Genomic DNA, 17411 nt, shown 5'->3' on the forward strand with positions numbered 1-17411 from the left:
GTGAGCAATACGATCCCGCCATGACCCGAACTCGGCGCATCGCCAAACCCGTGGAGCCGACGTTCGTACCGTGGTCGGCCCGGCGGCGGCTCAGGGGCGTGGACCGATGGGACGAGGACCTGTTCCGTCGGCTGGCCGACTCCCGGGTTCCCGCGCTCGATGCCACTCTGCCCCGGCTGACGAACGCGGCCGACCACTCCCTGCTGTGGGTCGGCCTGACCCTCGCGGCCAAGCTCATGGGCCGACGTCAGTGGACCCGCGCCGGTCTGCGCGGGTTGGGGTCGGTGGCCGTGGCCAGCCTGCTCGCCAACCAGGTCGCCAAGCGGGTGCTGCCCCGCCGGCGCCCGGACGCCGGGACCTTGCCGGTGGGGCGCCGCGCTCACCGGCTTCCGATCTCGCCGTCCTTCCCTTCCGGCCATTCGGCCTCCGCGGCGGCCTTCGCCGTCGGGGCCGGTCTCGAGTCGCGCAGCGCGGGTGCGGTCGCGGCGACGCTGGCGGCGGGAGTGTGTGTCTCGCGGGTGTATTCCGGTGCGCACTACCCGTCCGACGTTCTGGCCGGCGCCGCGCTCGGAGTCGCGAGTGCGGCAGCGTTGGCCAGGGTCGTCCCGGTGGTGGGACCGGAGGTCCAACGCCAGGAGCAGCACGGTCGCGCTGACGAGTCACCGCGGCCGACCGGCCACGGTGTGGTGGCCGTGATCAACCCGAAGTCCGGCTCCGGCCGGGGGGCGGAGTTGATCGAGCTGCTTCGTCGCGAACTGCCCGACGCCGAGGTCGTCGAACTGGAGGACGGATCGGACTTGATCGCGCAGCTGCGTCGGGTCGCCCCGCGCGCCCGGGTCCTTGCCGTCGGTGGGGGCGACGGGACGATGACCGCGGGCGCGACCGTGGCCGTGGAGTCGGGGCTGCCGCTGCTGGCGCTCACCGGCGGCACGTTCAACCACTTCACGACCGACGTCGGCATCGAGGACCCGATGCGCGCGATCGAGGCGGTGCGCTCCGGTCACACCATCGCCGTCGACGTGGGTACGGTCAACGGCCAGCTGTTCGTCAACACCTCCAGCATCGGCAGTTACCCAGCGTTCGTGGCCACCCGGGAAGGGCTCGAACACCGCTTGGGCAAGCCGCTGGCTGCGGCGGTCTCCGTCGTGCGCACGCTCGCCAGGGAGGTCCCGATGACGCTGCTCGTCGACGGTCGCCGGCACTCCTCGGCGCTGGTGTTCGTCGGTAACGGCGGTTACCAGCCGACCGGCTTCGCGCCTTCCTGGCGGCCCCGGTTGGACGACGGCCTGCTCGACCTGCGGTTGCTCGATGTGGGGCGGCGGTGGGCCGCGCTGCGGATCGCGATGTCGCTGCTGACCGGGCGTCTGGAGCGCAGCCCGCTGTACATCGAGCAACGGGTCGCCTCGACCGAGATAGTGATAGTCGAGGGATCAACTCTGCTGGCCCGCGACGGCGAGGTGTCCGAGGACGAATCGCGGATCCGTTACGGCGTCATGCCGGGAGCGCTGCGGGTGTTCTGCCCGCCCGCGGACTGACCGCGGTCTGCCGCTGCCCCCGCTGGCGTCTGCTCCGGCTGTGATGATCTAGTAGAGCCATGAGCGACAACGACGACTCCGTGTTCGGCGACTCCGTCTACGAGGGTGGCGTCGAGGACGCCGAGGATTTCGACCCGATCGAGAATCTCACCGGCGACGACCCGGACGAGAACGAGGAAACCTCCTACTCGCCACCGGACCACCGGCCCTCCAACACCAGGTACGGAACGACCGAGCTCGAACAGTCCGAGGGTGAATCGCTCGACCAGCGGTTGGCCGAGGAGGAACCCGACATCGACCCGGACGCCGAGACGGATGAGGAGTTCTCCAGTCCCGATCCCCGAGCCGGCCGGCTGGTCGCCCCGGACGAAGGCGCCCACTCCGACGAGGAGAAGGACGAGATCGCGTTCGACGCCGGCCCGGCCGGCTACGCCGCCAGCGCTGAGGAGGCCGCGGTACACGTCATCAGCGACGACGAGTACGACGACACCATCGAGTCCGACTCCGTCGACGACTGACTCAACGGACGAGGACCTCGAGCAACCGTTCCAACTGGCGCGCCGGGTCCGAGGTCAGGCCGCCGTGGATCGGGCCCGGCTGCACCACGGTGCTCTTAGGGGCAGCCAGCCATCCGAAGCGCTGCCCGAGCGCCACCAGCCCGGTGGTGGCCAACGGCGAGCTGCCGCAGCACAACGCCTCGATCCCCGCGAGGGAATCCGCGACCGAGGTGAGATCGACGTCCTCGGCCAAGGCCCGCACGCGTTCGGGCACGACATGACTGGCCGAACAGAGAAAATCCGTCGACTGGCAGTACAGCACGACGCCGATGTTGACGAACTCCTCGCGGTCGACCCGCGGAACACACCGCAGCACGACGTACTGGTAGCCGTGACTGGTCTCGGTCGATGCGTCGGCACGGCCCGACGACGGCTGGCTCATGCCGCACTCAGGCGGGGCAGCCACGGGCGATCGCCCAGAACGCGTGCGGACAGGTACTCGACGTAGGCCCTTCGAATTCCGGCGACGTCCTCGATACCGGGTACCGGTTCGAGCCATTCGTCGGGCACCTGCTCCAGGACGTCGATCAGCATGGCCTCGTCCACCCTCGGCGCGAGCTCGGCGTCCACGTCACGGAGGCGGCCGGTGTGAGCGGCCATGATGTGGTCGGCGGCGTCATAGGGCTGTGCGGCGAACCGCTGCGGGTCGCCGACCCCCCGACTCCACCCGTGGTGGAAGTACAGGGCGGCTCCGTGGTCGATGAGCCACAGCCGCTTGTGCCAGAGCAGCACGTTCGGGTTTCGCCAGCTGCGGTCGACGTTTGCGGTGAAGGCATCCAGCCACAGCACCCGCGCGGCCTCGTCGAAGTCGACGACACTGTTCGGGTCCCAGCCGAAGGACCCGGGCAGGAAGTCGACGCCGAGGTTGAGGCCGACGCTGGCGGTCAGCAGGTCCTGCACTTCCTCGTCGGCCTCGTACTTGGCAATGGCCGCGTCGAGTTCCACCGCCGCCAGGGCCGGTACCCGCAACCCGAGCCGGCGGGCGAGCTCAGCCACCACCACCTCGGCGACGAGCACCTTCAACCCCTGGCCGGCGCCTCGGAACTTCAGCACGTAGGTGCCGAAATCGTCGGCTTCGACGATCCCGGGCAACGAACCGCCTTCCCGAAGCGGGGTCACGTAGCGGGTGGCCACCACTCGGTCAATCACTGTCGATCACGTCGACAGCGTACGGGGAATCGGTGCTCAGCCGCGGTGACGGCGCACGATCCACCAGACCAGCGCCAGGACCGGGATCGCGAGCGGGAGCAGTCGTTTGGCCAGCGCGGGACCGGCTGAGGCGAGCAGGTCGATCGGGGCCGGCTCGGCCGCGGAATTCCAGGGCGCTGTGGCTACCGGGGTCCTCGCAGGTGGGACCGCCGCCGGCTCCGTCGACGTGGCGGAGCTCTGCGGTTCCGTCGACGTCGCACCGGGCACCGGCTGTTCGGCGCCACCGTCGGAGGCCGGTCCCGATCCCAGCTTGTCGGCGAGGCAGTCGGCGAACTGGCCGATCAGCTTGTTGCCGACGTCGGCCATGACCCCGCGACCGAACTGCGCCGGTTTGCCGGTGATGTTGAGATCGGTGGCTACCGTGACGCGGGTGCCGCCGCCGTCCTGATCGAGCAACGTCGCAGTCACTGTTGCCGAGGCGGTGCCGTTACCGCGGGCGTCGCGGCCCTGCGCGACGATGACGGCCCGGCGGCCCCGCTCGTCCTTCTCGGTGAAGGACGCCTTGCCCTTGTACGTCAGCCCGATCGGGCCCAGGCGCACCTTCACCGACCCGGTGAACTCGTCACCGTCGACCGACTCGAGTACCGCGCCGGGCATACAGCCGGCCACCCGCTCGATGTCCATCAGGGCCGTCCATGCCTCTGCGGGTGGGACGGGCACGGTGAAGGCATGCTCAAGCTGCACGGCTGCTCCTCGCTCGGTCCGGCTCGACGTGAATTCAGGCCGTGGCCTGTACGGCGCGGCGCGTGAGCACGGCCGCGAGGTGCTCGCGGTAGTCGGCCGCTCCGGCGAGGTCGCTCGGCGCTGCTGTGCCGTGCACCGCGTGCGCGCTGGCCGCCGCGATCTCGCCGTCGGTGCTCGCCCCGACCAGGGCCTGCTCCACCGCGCGGGCCCGCAACGGCGTGCTGCCCATGTTCGTCAGCCCGATCCGCGCTTCGCTGATCGCACCGCCAGAGCGCCGGACCACGGCCGCGACGCTGACGATCGACCAGGCCTGCGCTACCCGATTGAACTTCTCGTAGTGGGTGCTCCACTCCGAACCCAGCTTCGGGATCCGGATCGCCGTCAGGATCTCGTCGGGTCCCAGAGCGGTGGTCAGATAGTCGAGGAAGAAGTCGCTGGCTTCGATCACCCTCTGCCCGGCGGGGCCTTCGACGACGAGTCGGGCGTCGAGCGTCAGGGCCACCGTCGGCAGGTCCCCGGCCGGATCGGCGTGGGACAGCGATCCGCCGAACGTGCCGAGATGGCGCACCTGCGGATCGGCGACGGTCTTGGTCGCCTGCGCGAGCAACGGGGCGTGCTGGCGGACCAGCGCGTCGTGCAGGATGTCGTCGTGAGTGGTCATGGACCCGATGACGATGTCGTCGCCGTCCTCCCGGACGCCGCGCAGGTCGTCGATGCCGCCGAGGTCGACCAGAAGTTCGGGGTAGGCCAGTCGAAGGCGCAGGATCGGCAACAGTGACTGGCCGCCGGCGAGGAGCTTGGCGTCCTCGCCGCCCTCGGCCAGGACACGGGTGGCCTCACCGATAGTCGTCGGCCGGACGTAGTCGAACGCCGCGGGGATCACAGTTGGTCTCCTTCCGAGCCGTCCGAGCTCGAGGTGGATTCGCCGCCGTAGGCGATGGTGCCGGCGGCCGAGCGGGCCGAGTGCTCCTGTCCGCTACTGAGTGCGCGCCAGATTCGTTCGGGCGTGCAGGGCATCTGGACGTCATGGACGCCCCACGGCCGCAACGCGTCGACGATCGCGTTGACCACGGCCGGAGTCGAGGCGATGGTGCCGGCCTCGCCGACGCCCTTGACCCCGAGCGGATTGGTGGTCGAGGCACTGACGGTCCGGTCGGTGTCGAAGTGGGGCAGGTCGGCCGCCGAGGGCAGCAGATAGTCGACCAGCGAGCCCGTGGTGAGGTTGCCATCGGCGTCGTAGACAGCCTCTTCGTACAGCGCCTGGGCGATTCCCTGGGCCAGTCCGCCGTGGACCTGCCCCTCCACGATGAGCGGGTTGATGACCTCGCCGATGTCGTCGACGCACACGTACTTGCGGATGCTCGCCCGCCCGGTTTCGGTGTCCACCTCGATGGCACACAGGTGCGTCCCGTGCGGGAAGGAGAAGTTCTCCGGGTCATAGGTCGCGTCCGCGTCGAGGCTCGGCTCGATGCCCTCAGGCAGGTCGTGAGCGGCGAAGGCGGCGAAGGCCACGTCCTGGATCGTCTTTGCGCTGCCGGGGGAGCCCTTGACGCTGAACGTGCCCTCCCGGAATTCGATGTCCCCGGGATCGGCTTCCAACATGTGCGCCGCGATCACCTTCGCCTTCTCCACCACCTTCGCGCTGGCCTTGACGATGGCGATGCCGCCGACCACGAGGGAGCGGGATCCGTAGGTGTCCATCCCCTTCGGCGAGGACTGGGTGTCGCCGTGGATCACCTCGACGTCCTCGAACGGCACGCCCAGCTGGTCGGCGACGATCTGGGACCAGGCCGTCTCGTGGCCCTGGCCGTGGGCGCTGGACCCGGTTACCACCTCGACCTTTCCGGTGGCCAGGACCCGGATGGCGGCGTTCTCCCAGCCGCCGGCGGCGTAATCGAGCGCACCGAGCACCCGTGAGGGAGCGAGCCCGCACATCTCGGTGAACGTGGAGATGCCGAGCCCCAGCTGGACCACGTCCTTGCGCTCGCGCCGCGTCGCCTGCTCGGCTCGTAACGCGTCCCAGCCGAACATCTCCTGCGCTCGCGCGGTGGCGGCCTCGTAGTTGCCACTGTCGTAGGTCAGGCCCGCGACGGTCGTGTAGGGGAACTCCTCGTGAGTGATCCAGTTCCTGCGGCGCAGCTGCATCGGGTCCATGCCCAGCTCGTCGGCGAGTTCGTCCATGATCCGCTCGATGGCGAAGGTCGCCTCGGGACGGCCGGCGCCGCGGTAGGCGTCGGTCGGGGTCTTGTTCGTGAACACCCCGTCGCAGACGAAGCGATAGGCGTCGAACTTGTAGATGCTGTTGAACATGAACGCGCCGAGGACCGGCACGCCGGGGGAGACCAGGCGCAGGTAGGCCCCCATGTCGGCGAGCAGGTGGACGTCGAGTCCGGTGACCCGTCCGTCCCGGGTTGCCGTGATGGTGATGTCCTGCAGCTGGTCGCGGCCGTGGTGGGCGCTCATCAGCGATTCCGAGCGCGACTCGGTGTACTTCACCGGCTTGCCCAGGCGGCGAGCCACCAGCGTGCACAGCACTTCCTCCGGTGTCACCTGCAGCTTGCCGCCGAAGCCCCCACCGACGTCCGGCGCGATCACGCGGATCTTGTGTTCGGCGATTCCGAGGGTGAGGGCGAGCATCGTCCGCAGAATGTGAGGGATCTGCGTGGCCGACCACATGGTGAAACCGTCCCCGACGGGCTGGACGACGGTGGAGCGAGGTTCCATGAACGCCGGGATGAGTCGCTGCTGGACGAAGCGCCTGCGAACCGTCACCTCGGCCGCGGCCAGGACGTCCTCGATCGGTTGCCCGGTGCCGGCCGCACCTGACTCGAAGGTCCACGTGTAGGACTTGTTCGATTCGGTGTGCGCGTGTACCCGGTCGGCACCCTCGGCCAGCGCCTGCTCCATGTCCAACACCACGGGCAACGGCTCGTAGTCGATCTCGATGGCCTCCAGAGCATCCTGGGCCGAGCTCTTGTCGCGGGCGACCACGATGGCGACGGCTTCGCCCACGTGGTTGACCGTGTCGACGGCGATGCTCGGATGGCCCGGGTTGACCATGTCGGGCGTGACCGGCCACGCGCAGGGGATCGTGCCTTGGACGTCGGCGAAATCGGCTCCGGAGAAGGCCGCGATCACGCCGGGCCGACCCCGCGCGGCGGAGACGTCGACAGCGCTGATCCGGGCGTGTGCCATCGGGCTGCGCAGGATGGCCAGGTGCAGCATTCCGGGCAGTGTGAGGTTGTCCGTCCACGTCGTGCGCCCGGTCAACAGGTGGGCATCTTCCTTACGGCGCCGGGGATTTCCGATCTCGGAAGTGACCGGACGCTCGCTGAGGGCCGTCATGCCGGCGCTGCGCTGGTCAGGCCGGCGGCGGTGGCGGCCGCGGCTTGGACGGCAGTGACGATGTTCTGGTAGCCCGTGCAGCGGCAGAGGTTGCCCTCCAGGCCCTCGCGCACCTCGGCCTCGGACGGCGCAGGGTTCTCGCGGAGCAGGTCGCAGGCGGCCAGGATCATTCCCGGCGTACAGAATCCGCACTGCAGCGCGTGCGCTTCGTGAAAGGCCTGCTGGACCGGATGCAGGGTGCCATCGGCGGCGGCGAGTCCCTCGATCGTGGTCACAGAACGTCCATCGGCCTGGATCGCCAAAACCGAGCAACTCTTCACACTGCGGCCGTCGAGCAACACGGTGCAGGCACCGCAGTTGCTGGTGTCGCAGCCGACCACCGTGCCGACCTTGCCGAGCCGTTCTCGCAGGTGGTGCACGAGCAGGGTTCTGGGCTCTACCTCGTCGCTGTACTCCACTCCGTCGACCGTCACGTTCACCCGTGGCATGGGTCCTCCTGGCTCGGCGATCTTGTGTTGTGCATCACAGACAACTGCCGATTCCCGCGCAGCGCAAGATCTTCACAGGACCGGTCGCGAAGCGCCGAGATTCACGGCACGCAGCGAGTACCGCGGATGCGGAGTCCTTCGGGCTCAGAGAGCTCGTTCGCGGTGGATAGGGCCGGAGATGCGCCGCAACTCAGAACCTGTTCCACCCCACTTCTCGGCGATGATCTCAGCAGCGATCGACATCGCGGTCTCCTCGGGCGTGCGGGCGCCGATGTCGAGTCCTATCGGAGCGTGCAGCCGGGACAGCTCGTCCTCGCTCAGTCCCCGATCACGCAGCTGGGCGAGTCGGTCGTCGTTCGTGCGCCGCGATCCCATCGCCCCGACGTAGGCCAGGGGCATCCGCAGCGCCAGTTCCAGCAGCGGCACGTCGAACTTCGGGTCGTGGGTGAGCACGCAGACGACGGTCCGCTCGTCCACCTCGGTATCGGCGAGATAGCGATGCGGCCACGCCACGACGACCTCGTCCGCCTGCGGAAAACGCCGCCCGGTGGCGAAGACCGGCCGGGCGTCGCACACCGTGACCCGGTAGCCCAGGAACGATCCCATCCGGGCCACCGCGGCGGCGAAATCGATCGCTCCGAAGACGATCATCCGGGGACGGGGGGCATAGCAGGCGACGAACACCCCGATCGTGTCCACCCGCCGCTCGCCCTCGGTACCCAGCCGAAGCAGCGACGTCCGGCCCTGATCCAGCAGCCCGCGCGCATCGTCGCGGACCGCGTCGTCGAGCCGATCCGACCCCAGGCTCCCCGAGACCGAATCTGCTCGCACGATCAAACGCCGTCCACGCAAGGGGGCCGGCGCGTCGACGATCGTGGCCACGGCGACCGGACGTCCGGAGGCGATGTCCTCGGCGATCTCGGCCAACTCGGGAAAGGCCTGCACGGAGACCTGCTCCACGAAGATGTCGATCACGCCGCCGCACGTCAGCCCCACCGCGAACGCATCGTCGTCGCTGACGCCGTAGCGCTGCAGCACCGGCTGCCCGCTCTCCCGGACTTCGGTGCCCAGTTCGTACACGGCGCCCTCTACGCAGCCGCCCGACACGCTGCCGCTCGCGGTGCCCTCGCCGTCGACCAGCATCGACGCCCCGGGCTGCCGAGGCGCCGAACTCCAGGTCTGAACCACGGTGGCCAACGCGGCCGGGGTTCCGGACTTCCACGCCAGCAACAGCTCGTCCAGTACGTCACGCATGGGCGATCACCTCGACCAGTTCCTCCAACGCTGCGAAGGTGTGTCCGGCGACCAGAACGTCGAGGTGCGGCAGCGCCGCCTGCATGCCTGCCGTCACCGGAGCGAAGCCGTCCTTGCCCTTGTGGGGGTTCACCCAGACCACGGTATGCGCCAAGCGTTCGAGGCGGGCAAGTTGGCGCTGCAGCTCAGCCGGGTCGCCCCGTTCCCACCCGTCGGAGCAGAGCACGACGACCGCCCCGCGCGCCATGCCCCGCTGGCCCCAGCGATCCAGAAAGGCTTTGAGCGTGTCGCCCAGACGCGTGCCGCCACTCCAGTCAGGGACGGTCAGCCCGGCGGCGCGCAGCGCCTCATCGGGGTCGCGGCGGCGCAGCGGCCGGCTGATCCGGGTCAGCCGGGTCCCGAGGGTGAACACCTCGGTGCTCGCCGGGGCTACCCGGATGGCGGCGTGCCCGAACCGCAGCAGTGGGTCGGCGTAGGGCGTCATCGAACCGCTCACATCGATGAGCAGGATCAGGCGGCGAGGGCGGGTGCGATGCCGTCGATGCGCGAGCGGACCCGGCTCGCCTCCGTTGCTCAGTAGCCGTCGCACCGTGGCTGCTCGATCAACCCCGCCCCGTGAAGCCGGAGCCTGGCGTCGCGACCGGCGTCGGGCAACCCGTGGCGCGAGCAGGCCGAAGAGGCGGCGCAGTTCCTCCCGTTCCCCGGGGCTGAGCTCGGCCAGGTCACGGGATCGAAGAACCTCCCGGCGGCTGGCTCTCGAGGCCACGGTGTCGCTCTCGTCGGTGTCGGCGCCGACGGCGGAGGTGTCCAGCTCGAAGGGCGCCGGCCGACCGACGGTCGCGACCGCGCGCTGCCGCCGGGCACTGCCGGCCTCCCGGTCACCGAAGAACAGGGCGAAGGCCGCGTCGTAGCGGTCGATGTCATCGGGCCCGCCGCACAAGGTGAGCCGGCCGGCCCAGTAGGTATCGCCCGGATCGAGCACGTCCAGCTCGGACACGGCCCGGATCATGGCCTGGACCCGCTCCTGGCTCGCCGAAACGCCGGCTGCGCGCAGCGTCCGGGCGAAGGTGAGTAACACCTCCACCACGTCCCTGCGCAGCACGAGCGGCGGATCAGGTGTCATCGGGCTCAGCCGGCCAGTTGCGCCAGCACGGTCTCACGGATCCGGCTGGCATCCTCGGCGTACTTCAGGACGGCCCCGAGCGTGATCGCCGCCCGCTCAGGATCCAGCGTCCGGGCCCCGAGCAGATGCAACGCATGGGTCCAGTCCAGGGACTCGGCGACTCCTGGAGGTTTGAGCAGATCCAGCTCACGCATGCGAGCGACCGCCGCCGCCACCTCGCTCGTCAGCTGCTCACTGGCTTCGGGTAGGCGGCGCCGCAGAATCGCCACCTCCTGCTCGAAACGTGGATGCGCCAGCCAGTGATACAGGCACCGGCGTTTGAGCGCGTCGTGGACCTCCCGGGTCCGGTTCGAGGTCAGCACGACCAGCGGCGGCTCCTCGGCCACGATCGTGCCGATCTCGGGAATGGTCACCGAGTGCTCGGCCAGTACCTCCAACAGGAACGCCTCGAACTCGTCGTCGGCGCGGTCGATCTCGTCGATCAGCAGTACGCACCCGGGCTCCTCGATCGCCTGCAGGATCGGGCGCGCGAGCAGGAACCGCCGGTCGTAGAGGGAGCGTTCGAGGTCCTGCGGATCGCTGATGCCGCCGGCCTCGGCAGCCCGCAGGTGCAGGATCTGGCGCGGGAAGTCCCAGTCGTACAAGGCCTGGGAGACGTCGATGCCCTCATAGCACTGCAGCCGGATCAGCCGCCGGTTCAGCGTGGCGGCGAGTGCTGCGGCCAGACTCGTCTTGCCCACGCCCGCATCGCCTTCGAGGAACAGCGGCCGATGCATCCGCAGCGCCAGGTACGCGGCAGTGGCCAGCCCGTCGTCGGCGAGGTAGTCGTGGGCATCGAGCCCGGCACGCAGCGTGGCCGGGTCGATCACCTCAGGCGACACAAGATCCATCGCATCAGCATGACCGGTGCCTCGGTTGCACGCCACCGACACACGGGGGAGGGCCGCGTCCATCACGAAGCCGTACGGTATGCGCCATGGAACCGGTCTATTCCTCCGTCGTCAGCATTGCTCGCGCCGTCTTCGCGATCGAGGGCCTGAAGTTCACGATCCACGGCGCCGAGAACGTTCCGAGGAGCGGCGGTGCGGTCATGGCGATCAACCACACCGGCTACATGGACTTCACCTATGCCGGACTCGCGGCACGTCCCTCGGGACGGCTGGTGCGGTTCATGGCCAAGGACGAGGTGTTCCGGCACCGGATCTCCGGCCCGCTGATGCGCGGCATGCACCACATCCCCGTGGACCGCAACGCGGGCGCGAGCTCGTTCCGGGAGGCGGTCACCGTACTCAAGGCCGGGGAGATCGTCGGCGTGTTCCCCGAGGCCACGATCTCCCGCTCGTTCGAGCTCAAGGAGTTCAAGTCCGGAACGGTGCGGATGGCGGCGTTGGCCGGCGTGCCGATCCTGCCGACCGTGATCTGGGGATCTCAGCGGGTGTGGACCAAAGACCACCCCAAGCGTCTCGGACGCAGCAACATTCCGATCATCCTCAGTGTGGGGGAGCCGATCACGGTCGGCCGTCGCGACGACGCGGAGCTGGCCACCAAGCAGCTGATCACCCGGATGACCGAGCTCCTGCACGCTGCGCAGGCGGAGTATCCGCCGCTCACGGGCGAGGAGCTGAAGTTCCTGCCGGCCCGACTGGGGGGAACCGCGCCGACTCCTCAGGAGGCCGAGGTACTCGATGCCGCCGAGGCGGCGGCCCGCGCAGCCCGTAGGGCCGCCCGCGAGAACGGTACGTCCACCGGAGCCTAGGCCGACGGGGCATCGGCCGGTGGGATGGTCCTCATCCTTTGCTGGGCGGTTACCGGCGGGTACGGTCGGGCGCAGCCTCGACCACCCTCCGGAGGACCGCGTTGACCAGCACCACGACCATCGCCAGCACGATGCAGGACGACTTCCAGCTGACCATTCCGGCGATCCTGCGGCACGGCTCGACGGTCAACGGCCGCAGCGAGTGCGTGACCTGGCTCGGTAACCGCGCCCGGCACACAAGCTACGCCGAGATCGCCCGCAATGCCGAGCGCTTGGCGGCGGCGCTGACGGCCCTCGGGATCGAAACCGGTGATCGGATCGGCACGTTCTGCTGGAACAACCAGGAACACCTCGAGGCCTACTACGCGGTGCCCGGTATGGGCGCCGTCCTGCACACGCTCAACATCCGGTTGCCTGTCGCGCAGGTCGCTCACGTCGTCAACCACGCCGAGGACCGGATGGTCATCGTCGACGGCACGCTGCTCCCGCTGTTCGCCCAGGCGGTGCCCGAACTCACCACGGTCGAGGCCGTCATCGTGGTCGGCGCGGGCGACGTCTCTGTGCTCGGAGCGATGCGGGTGCTGCATTACGACGAACTGCTCGCCGGACAGGAGCCCGGGTTCGACTGGCCCAGTGTGGACGAGAAATCACCGGCGCTGATCTGCTACACCTCCGGGACGACCGGCGACCCCAAGGGCGTCGTCTATTCGCACCGATCCACCTTCCTGCACGCGCTCTCCGGTCAGGCGGCCACGCTGACCGGAGCGACCGACGCCGACCGGATCCTCACTTTCGTGCCGATGTTTCACGTCAACGCCTGGGGTATCCCGTACGGCGCGTTCATGTCGGGTGCGACCTTGCACATGCCCGGACCTTTCATGACGCCGGAGCCGATCTGCGCCTTCGTGCGGGCCGAACGGTCGACCCTGGCCGCCGCGGTCCCGACGATCTGGCAGGGCATCCTGCAGTACGGCCAGCAGCACGACATCGACCTGTCCTCGCTGCGTATGGGCACCTCCGGTGGTGCGGCCGCCCCGCGATCGTTGCTCGAGACGTTCGAGAATCGCTACGGTCTGCGGATCATCCAGGGCTGGGGCATGACCGAGACCTCTCCGGTCGGCGGCATGGCTCACCCGCCGGCCGGCGTCGAGCTCGGAACGGCCGAGGAGATGGACTGGCGGACCAAATCCGGCCGGGTCACCGCCGGCGTCGAGATGCGCATCACCGACGACAGCGGCGCTGAGCTGCCCTGGGACGGTCGTTCCGTGGGTGAGATCGAGGTGCGCGGCCCATGGATCACCGGGGCCTACCACCGCGACCCGGCACCGGGAAAGTTCCACGACGGCTGGCTTCGGACCGGGGACATCGGCACCATCGACGATCGCGGTTACTTCCAGATCACCGATCGTTCCAAGGACGTCATCAAGTCCGGAGGCGAATGGATCTCCTCGGTGGAACTGGAGAATCTGCTGGCCGGCAGCCCCGACGTCCTCGAAGCCGCCGTCATCGGCATTCCCGACCAGAAGTGGTCCGAGCGTCCGCTGGCCTGCGTAGTGCTCGCAGAGTCCGCCGTTTCCGACGCGGCGACGATCTCGGCCGCCCTCGCCGAGTACCTCGTAGGCAAGGTGGCCCGCTGGCAGGTACCGGAGAACTGGGCGTTCATCGGCGAAGTCCCCAAGACGACCGTCGGAAAGTACGACAAGAAGGTACTGCGGGCCAGGTACTCAGCCGGCGAGCTGGACGTCCTGCGACTTCGCGACTGACGCCTCGGCCACATTCTGCCCGGGCCGTCGCGACACGAGTCGTCCGCGCCGGACACAATGGCCGCATGCCCGATCGCCCGACCTCGTCCGCAGGCCAGACGCCCACCGTGCCGCCCCGCTGGTTCACCGAGGCGATCGCGAAGGCCGCCGAAGTCTGTTCGATCGAGGTCGACGGCGTGCCCATCAACTACCGCGCCTGGGGACGTCCCGCCGCCGAAGGCGTGCTGCTCATCCACGGTGGTGCCGCCCATGCCCGCTGGTGGGATCACATCGCGCCACTACTGACCTCCGGGCGCCGCGTACTGGCCGTCGACCTGTCCGGCCATGGCGACAGCGGGCGCCGGGACAGCTACTCGTTGCCCGCCTGGGCCGACGAGGCGATGGCGGTGGCCCGCGCCGGTGGCATCAGCGCAGCGCCGGTGATCGTGGGTCACAGCATGGGCGGCTTCGTCGCCCTCACCGCCGCCCGGCTCTACGGGTCGGCGATCGAAGGAGTCATGACCATCGACTCACCGGTTCGGGAGCTGACGCCTGAGGAGCAGGCTGCGCGAAGGGGCGTGTTCCGCCGGCTGAAGGTTCATCCGAGCAAGGCCGAGGTCATCGCCCGCTGGCGCCCGGTGCCCGAGCAGGATGTGGTTCTGCCCTACATCGCCGCACATATCGCCGAACACTCCGTCCGGCCGCTGGAGGACGGGTGGAGCTGGAAGTTCGACCCGGCGATCTTCACGCGCGGAAGCGGGATGTCTCCGGGGCTGCTGACCAGGCTCGAATGCCGGGTCGCGGTCTTCCGCAGCGAGTACGGACTGCTGTCCTCGGCCATGACGGATGTGATGTATGACCGGTTGGGACGGCTGGCGGCCACCATCGAGTTCCCGGCCGCTGGACACGCGGTGATGCTCGACCAACCGTTGGCGCTCGTGACCGCGATCCGCACTCTGCTGGCGGACTGGGAACATTCGGTGTCGTTGTCCGAGGCGGGTCCGGCCCCGGCTGACAGCGCAGGCCGGTGAACAGTTCGCCCCAGCGGATTCTGGCGCGGCTGGCCGAGGCCGTGCGCGCCGCTCACGATCAGGACGCGACCGCGTTCGCAGCGGCCGTCACCGAGTTGGAATCCCTCGACCTGGAACGGGTTTCCCTGGCTCTGGCCGAGTCGCTGCGGCAGGCCCTGGAGGAACTGCATCCCGATGGACTGGCCGGCGATGATGTCCGCGAGGCGCTCGAACACTGCGTGCGGTCGGTCTCGGCGTGGTGGCCGCAGCTCGCCGTCGAAGCGCTCATCGCCACGTACACCGCCGCACTCGGCATGTCCGATCCCGAGTCCGAACAGGCCGGGTCCTCGCGGCTGGTCCTGGTGACGGCGGGGTTGCTGGCCCTCGCCGACCTGCTCAGCGACCGGGCCGCACTCGCCCCCGGCTATCTGCAGGCGGGCCTGGCCGAGATCGAGCGGGCCGAAACGATGGAAATGCCCTAGGGCTGCAGGTCGTCCAGTTCGCGCCGGACGTTGGCGCGAGCGGACTGCTCCCAGCGTCGGAAAGCCACCGGGGTCCGGTACAACCGCTCATGAGCGAGCAGTCCCTGCAGGACGGCCGCCCGGCCCTGTCGCCATTGCTGATCGCTCACGTGGGCGTACTCGCGGCGCACCGCCGTCCGGTAGCGCTCGTAGTCCGGCTCCTCGGCCGCGAGGACGGCCAGGTCGGCGTCCATCAAGATCAACGCGACCGTATCCAGCGGGTCCGGATCGTGATCGGTAGTCGCCAGGATGAGGTCACCGACGCGCGCCACCGAGCCGGCACCGACACCGGCGATTCGCAGTGCCGCGCGCGCCCACTCGGCGCTGGCGGCCTCGTCCGCGCCGGGGCGCCCGTCGTAGACCACGTCGTGCCCGCACGCGGCCAGCACGAGTTCGGCACCGGAGTCGGGCCCGATCCCGGTCTGGTGGGCCAGGTCCAGTACGTCGCGCAGCACCTGCTCGATGTGCGCGAGTCCGTGATAGTGGCGATCAGCCTCCCGGTACCGGTCGGTCAGCTCGCGCGCCGATCTGGTCGCGACGAGGCGGTCACCGTCGAGGGCAACGATGGCGTCCACCCACGCCTGCTCAACAGCCTTCATGCGGAGATTGTGCCCTGGCTGGTGGCGTGACGAACGGCGCGGGCTCAGTCCTCCTCGGGTCGCCGGTAGCCGAAGAACGAACGCTTCTTGATCAGCGCGGCGACCTCGCCGGGCACCATCGACTCCCACAGCGTGTCACCGGAGGCGATCCGTTTGAGCACGTCTCGGCTCAAGATCGGCAGGTACTCGGGCTTGTAGTTGTCCAGCGCCACGAAGCTGCCGCGGCCGGAGAGGTAGTCGTAGAGCGGCTGAAGCTCGGGGCTGACCCGCACGTTGTCGATGTCGACGACGGCTCCTTCGCGCAGCATCGGGTAGACGAAGAGCTTGAGTTCGTTCTTGAACATCCGGCCGAAGCTCTCCAGGATCCCGCCGGGCAAGCGGGCATGGGTGGACTCGTCGAAGAGATCGAGCAGGCTGGGCACGCCCATGACGATCCCGATCCGTCCATCGGTGCGCCAGGAGAGGTAGGCGGCGAGCCGGTGGTACTCGACATAGTCCGAGATGAGCACCGTCATGCCGCACGCGGCGAGCAGATCGGCCCGGGCGAGGAAGTCACGGCGGTCGATGGCGGTGCCGCCGGCGAGCAGGTTGGCCATCGTCAGTTCGGTCAGCATCAGGATGTCTCGCCCGGCGACGGCGGGCTCGGCCTCGAACTTGGCCAGGGCCGACTCGAGCATGTCCAGGTTGACGACCGTCGGCGGGCGGAAGCTGCCGCGCTCGACCAGAATCGCCTTCTTGCGCAGGACTTCGCTGGGTTGGAGCACGTCACGATCGGGACTGAACATGGCGGCGCCCGACAGCCCGACCTGCACCAGCTTCAGCGCCATCAGTCGGTTGTCCACGCCGCGAAACTCGATTCCCTTCAACTCGATCATGTCGATCTCGATGCGGCCGGTCGTCAGCCGGTCCAGCAGGCTCTCGACGAGAGCGTCGGGTTCGTGGTGCTGGAAGAACGCGCCGTGGAGCAGGTTCACCCCGACGATCCCGAGCGCTTCCTGCTGCAGGGACGCCTCGTTGTCGAGCATCCGCACGTGCAGGATGATCTGGCTGGGCTCGTCGTGAACGTGCGACTGAAACTTGACGCCCATCCAGCCGTGGCACTCGTTGCCGCCACGGTAACTTCGCGCGACGACCGTGTCGGCGAAGGCGAAGAAGGCGTTGCTGTCGCCTCGTTCGGCCTCGAGCCGGTCGAGGTTGAGCTGGAACTCCAGATCGAGCATGGCCTGCAAGCGACCCTTGGAGACGTAGCGGTCGGACTTGCCGTACACCGCGTCGCTGACTGCCATGTCGTAGGCGGAGATCGATTTGGCCACGGTGCCGGCGGCGCCGCCGGCCCGGAAGAACCACCGAGCGACTTCCTGCCCGGCGCCGATCTCGGCGATGGTGCCGTACCAGCGAGGGTCCAGGTTGATCCGCAGTGCTTTGGACAGCGTGTCGGTGCCTGGTTCCATGCCTGGACCTCCTCGCACGATGCCCGTGAGCGGGCCGGGTCGGACCGCAGGCTGCGCCGACAGGCTAAACCGGCTAGGTTTCCAGCGGTAGCCCGCGCACCAGATCCGGACCTTTCGGACCACACCGGGCGGTAGGA

At 69.0% G+C, this 17411-nt stretch carries 17 protein-coding genes; 6 read left to right on the forward strand and 11 right to left on the reverse strand.

The window, feature by feature from the left end:
- Positions 1-20 precede the first annotated feature (20 nt).
- Both M6D93_RS19370 and M6D93_RS09565 read left to right on the forward strand, forming a co-directional pair.
- Positions 21-1535 carry a bifunctional phosphatase PAP2/diacylglycerol kinase family protein gene (locus tag M6D93_RS19370; protein ID WP_283818667.1) on the forward strand — a complete coding sequence of 505 codons (1515 nt, stop codon included), beginning with the start codon at positions 21-23 and terminating at the stop codon, positions 1533-1535.
- A gap of 59 nt (positions 1536-1594) precedes the next feature.
- Positions 1595-2053 carry a DUF5709 domain-containing protein gene (locus tag M6D93_RS09565; protein ID WP_249774124.1) on the forward strand — a complete coding sequence of 153 codons (459 nt, stop codon included), beginning with the start codon at positions 1595-1597 and terminating at the stop codon, positions 2051-2053.
- Position 2054: 1 nt separating this feature from the next.
- Here the strand turns inward: M6D93_RS09565 and M6D93_RS09570 are convergent, their stop codons facing one another.
- The 9 genes from M6D93_RS09570 to M6D93_RS09610 form a co-directional block, all read right to left on the reverse strand.
- Positions 2055-2474: a DUF3037 domain-containing protein gene (locus M6D93_RS09570; protein ID WP_249774125.1), complete on the reverse strand. Its 420-nt coding sequence runs from the start codon at positions 2472-2474 to the stop codon at positions 2055-2057.
- Positions 2471-3241, reverse strand: coding sequence for a HipA family kinase (locus M6D93_RS09575; RefSeq protein ID WP_249774126.1), 771 nt, complete (start codon positions 3239-3241; stop codon positions 2471-2473). The genes M6D93_RS09570 and M6D93_RS09575 overlap by 4 nt, the downstream gene beginning before the upstream one ends.
- Positions 3242-3277: 36 nt before the next feature.
- Positions 3278-3985, reverse strand: coding sequence for an SRPBCC family protein (locus M6D93_RS09580; protein ID WP_249774127.1), 708 nt, complete (start codon positions 3983-3985; stop codon positions 3278-3280).
- Between the two features lie 34 nt (positions 3986-4019).
- Positions 4020-4868, reverse strand: coding sequence for an FAD binding domain-containing protein (locus M6D93_RS09585; protein WP_249774128.1), 849 nt, complete (start codon positions 4866-4868; stop codon positions 4020-4022).
- On the reverse strand, positions 4865-7330 hold the full coding sequence (locus M6D93_RS09590; protein ID WP_249774129.1) for a xanthine dehydrogenase family protein molybdopterin-binding subunit: 2466 nt from the start codon (positions 7328-7330) through the stop codon (positions 4865-4867). Before M6D93_RS09590 ends, M6D93_RS09585 begins: the two co-directional genes overlap by 4 nt.
- Positions 7327-7818, reverse strand: a complete 492-nt coding sequence (locus tag M6D93_RS09595; RefSeq protein ID WP_249774130.1) for a (2Fe-2S)-binding protein — start codon at positions 7816-7818, stop codon at positions 7327-7329. Before M6D93_RS09595 ends, M6D93_RS09590 begins: the two co-directional genes overlap by 4 nt.
- A 144-nt stretch (positions 7819-7962) precedes the next feature.
- Positions 7963-9072 carry an XdhC family protein gene (locus M6D93_RS09600; protein WP_249774131.1) on the reverse strand — a complete coding sequence of 370 codons (1110 nt, stop codon included), beginning with the start codon at positions 9070-9072 and terminating at the stop codon, positions 7963-7965.
- A complete protein-coding gene (locus M6D93_RS09605) occupies positions 9065-10195 on the reverse strand; it encodes a vWA domain-containing protein (RefSeq protein ID WP_249774132.1) in 1131 nt (376 codons plus the stop codon). The genes M6D93_RS09600 and M6D93_RS09605 overlap by 8 nt, the downstream gene beginning before the upstream one ends.
- A 5-nt stretch (positions 10196-10200) precedes the next feature.
- On the reverse strand, positions 10201-11085 hold the full coding sequence (locus M6D93_RS09610) for an AAA family ATPase (RefSeq protein WP_249774133.1): 885 nt from the start codon (positions 11083-11085) through the stop codon (positions 10201-10203).
- 86 nt (positions 11086-11171) lie between these two features.
- Between M6D93_RS09610 and M6D93_RS09615 the strand changes: the two genes are divergently transcribed.
- The 4 genes from M6D93_RS09615 to M6D93_RS09630 all read left to right on the forward strand — a co-directional run bounded on the left by M6D93_RS09615 (position 11172) and on the right by M6D93_RS09630 (position 15185).
- Entirely contained in the window at positions 11172-11951 is a 780-nt protein-coding gene (locus M6D93_RS09615; protein WP_249774134.1) for a lysophospholipid acyltransferase family protein, read from the forward strand.
- 131 nt (positions 11952-12082) lie between these two features.
- On the forward strand, positions 12083-13714 hold the full coding sequence (locus M6D93_RS09620; RefSeq protein ID WP_347343604.1) for a long-chain fatty acid--CoA ligase: 1632 nt from the start codon (positions 12083-12085) through the stop codon (positions 13712-13714).
- 65 nt (positions 13715-13779) lie between these two features.
- Complete coding sequence (locus M6D93_RS09625; RefSeq protein WP_249774136.1) at positions 13780-14724, forward strand: alpha/beta fold hydrolase; 945 nt, start codon at positions 13780-13782, stop codon at positions 14722-14724.
- The gene (locus M6D93_RS09630) at positions 14721-15185 is read left to right on the forward strand and encodes a hypothetical protein (RefSeq protein WP_249774137.1); all 465 of its coding nucleotides are present in this window, start codon (positions 14721-14723) and stop codon (positions 15183-15185) included. The genes M6D93_RS09625 and M6D93_RS09630 overlap by 4 nt, the downstream gene beginning before the upstream one ends.
- Here the strand turns inward: M6D93_RS09630 and M6D93_RS09635 are convergent.
- Complete coding sequence (locus M6D93_RS09635; RefSeq protein ID WP_249774138.1) at positions 15182-15823, reverse strand: HD domain-containing protein; 642 nt, start codon at positions 15821-15823, stop codon at positions 15182-15184. The genes M6D93_RS09630 and M6D93_RS09635 overlap by 4 nt on opposite strands.
- Positions 15824-15867: 44 nt before the next feature.
- Positions 15868-17274, reverse strand: a complete 1407-nt coding sequence (locus M6D93_RS09640) for a hypothetical protein (RefSeq protein WP_249774139.1) — start codon at positions 17272-17274, stop codon at positions 15868-15870.
- Positions 17275-17411: the final 137 nt, after the last annotated feature.

This window comes from Jatrophihabitans telluris (assembly GCF_023516435.1).
GTDB classification, from domain to species: domain Bacteria; phylum Actinomycetota; class Actinomycetes; order Mycobacteriales; family Jatrophihabitantaceae; genus Jatrophihabitans_A; species Jatrophihabitans_A telluris.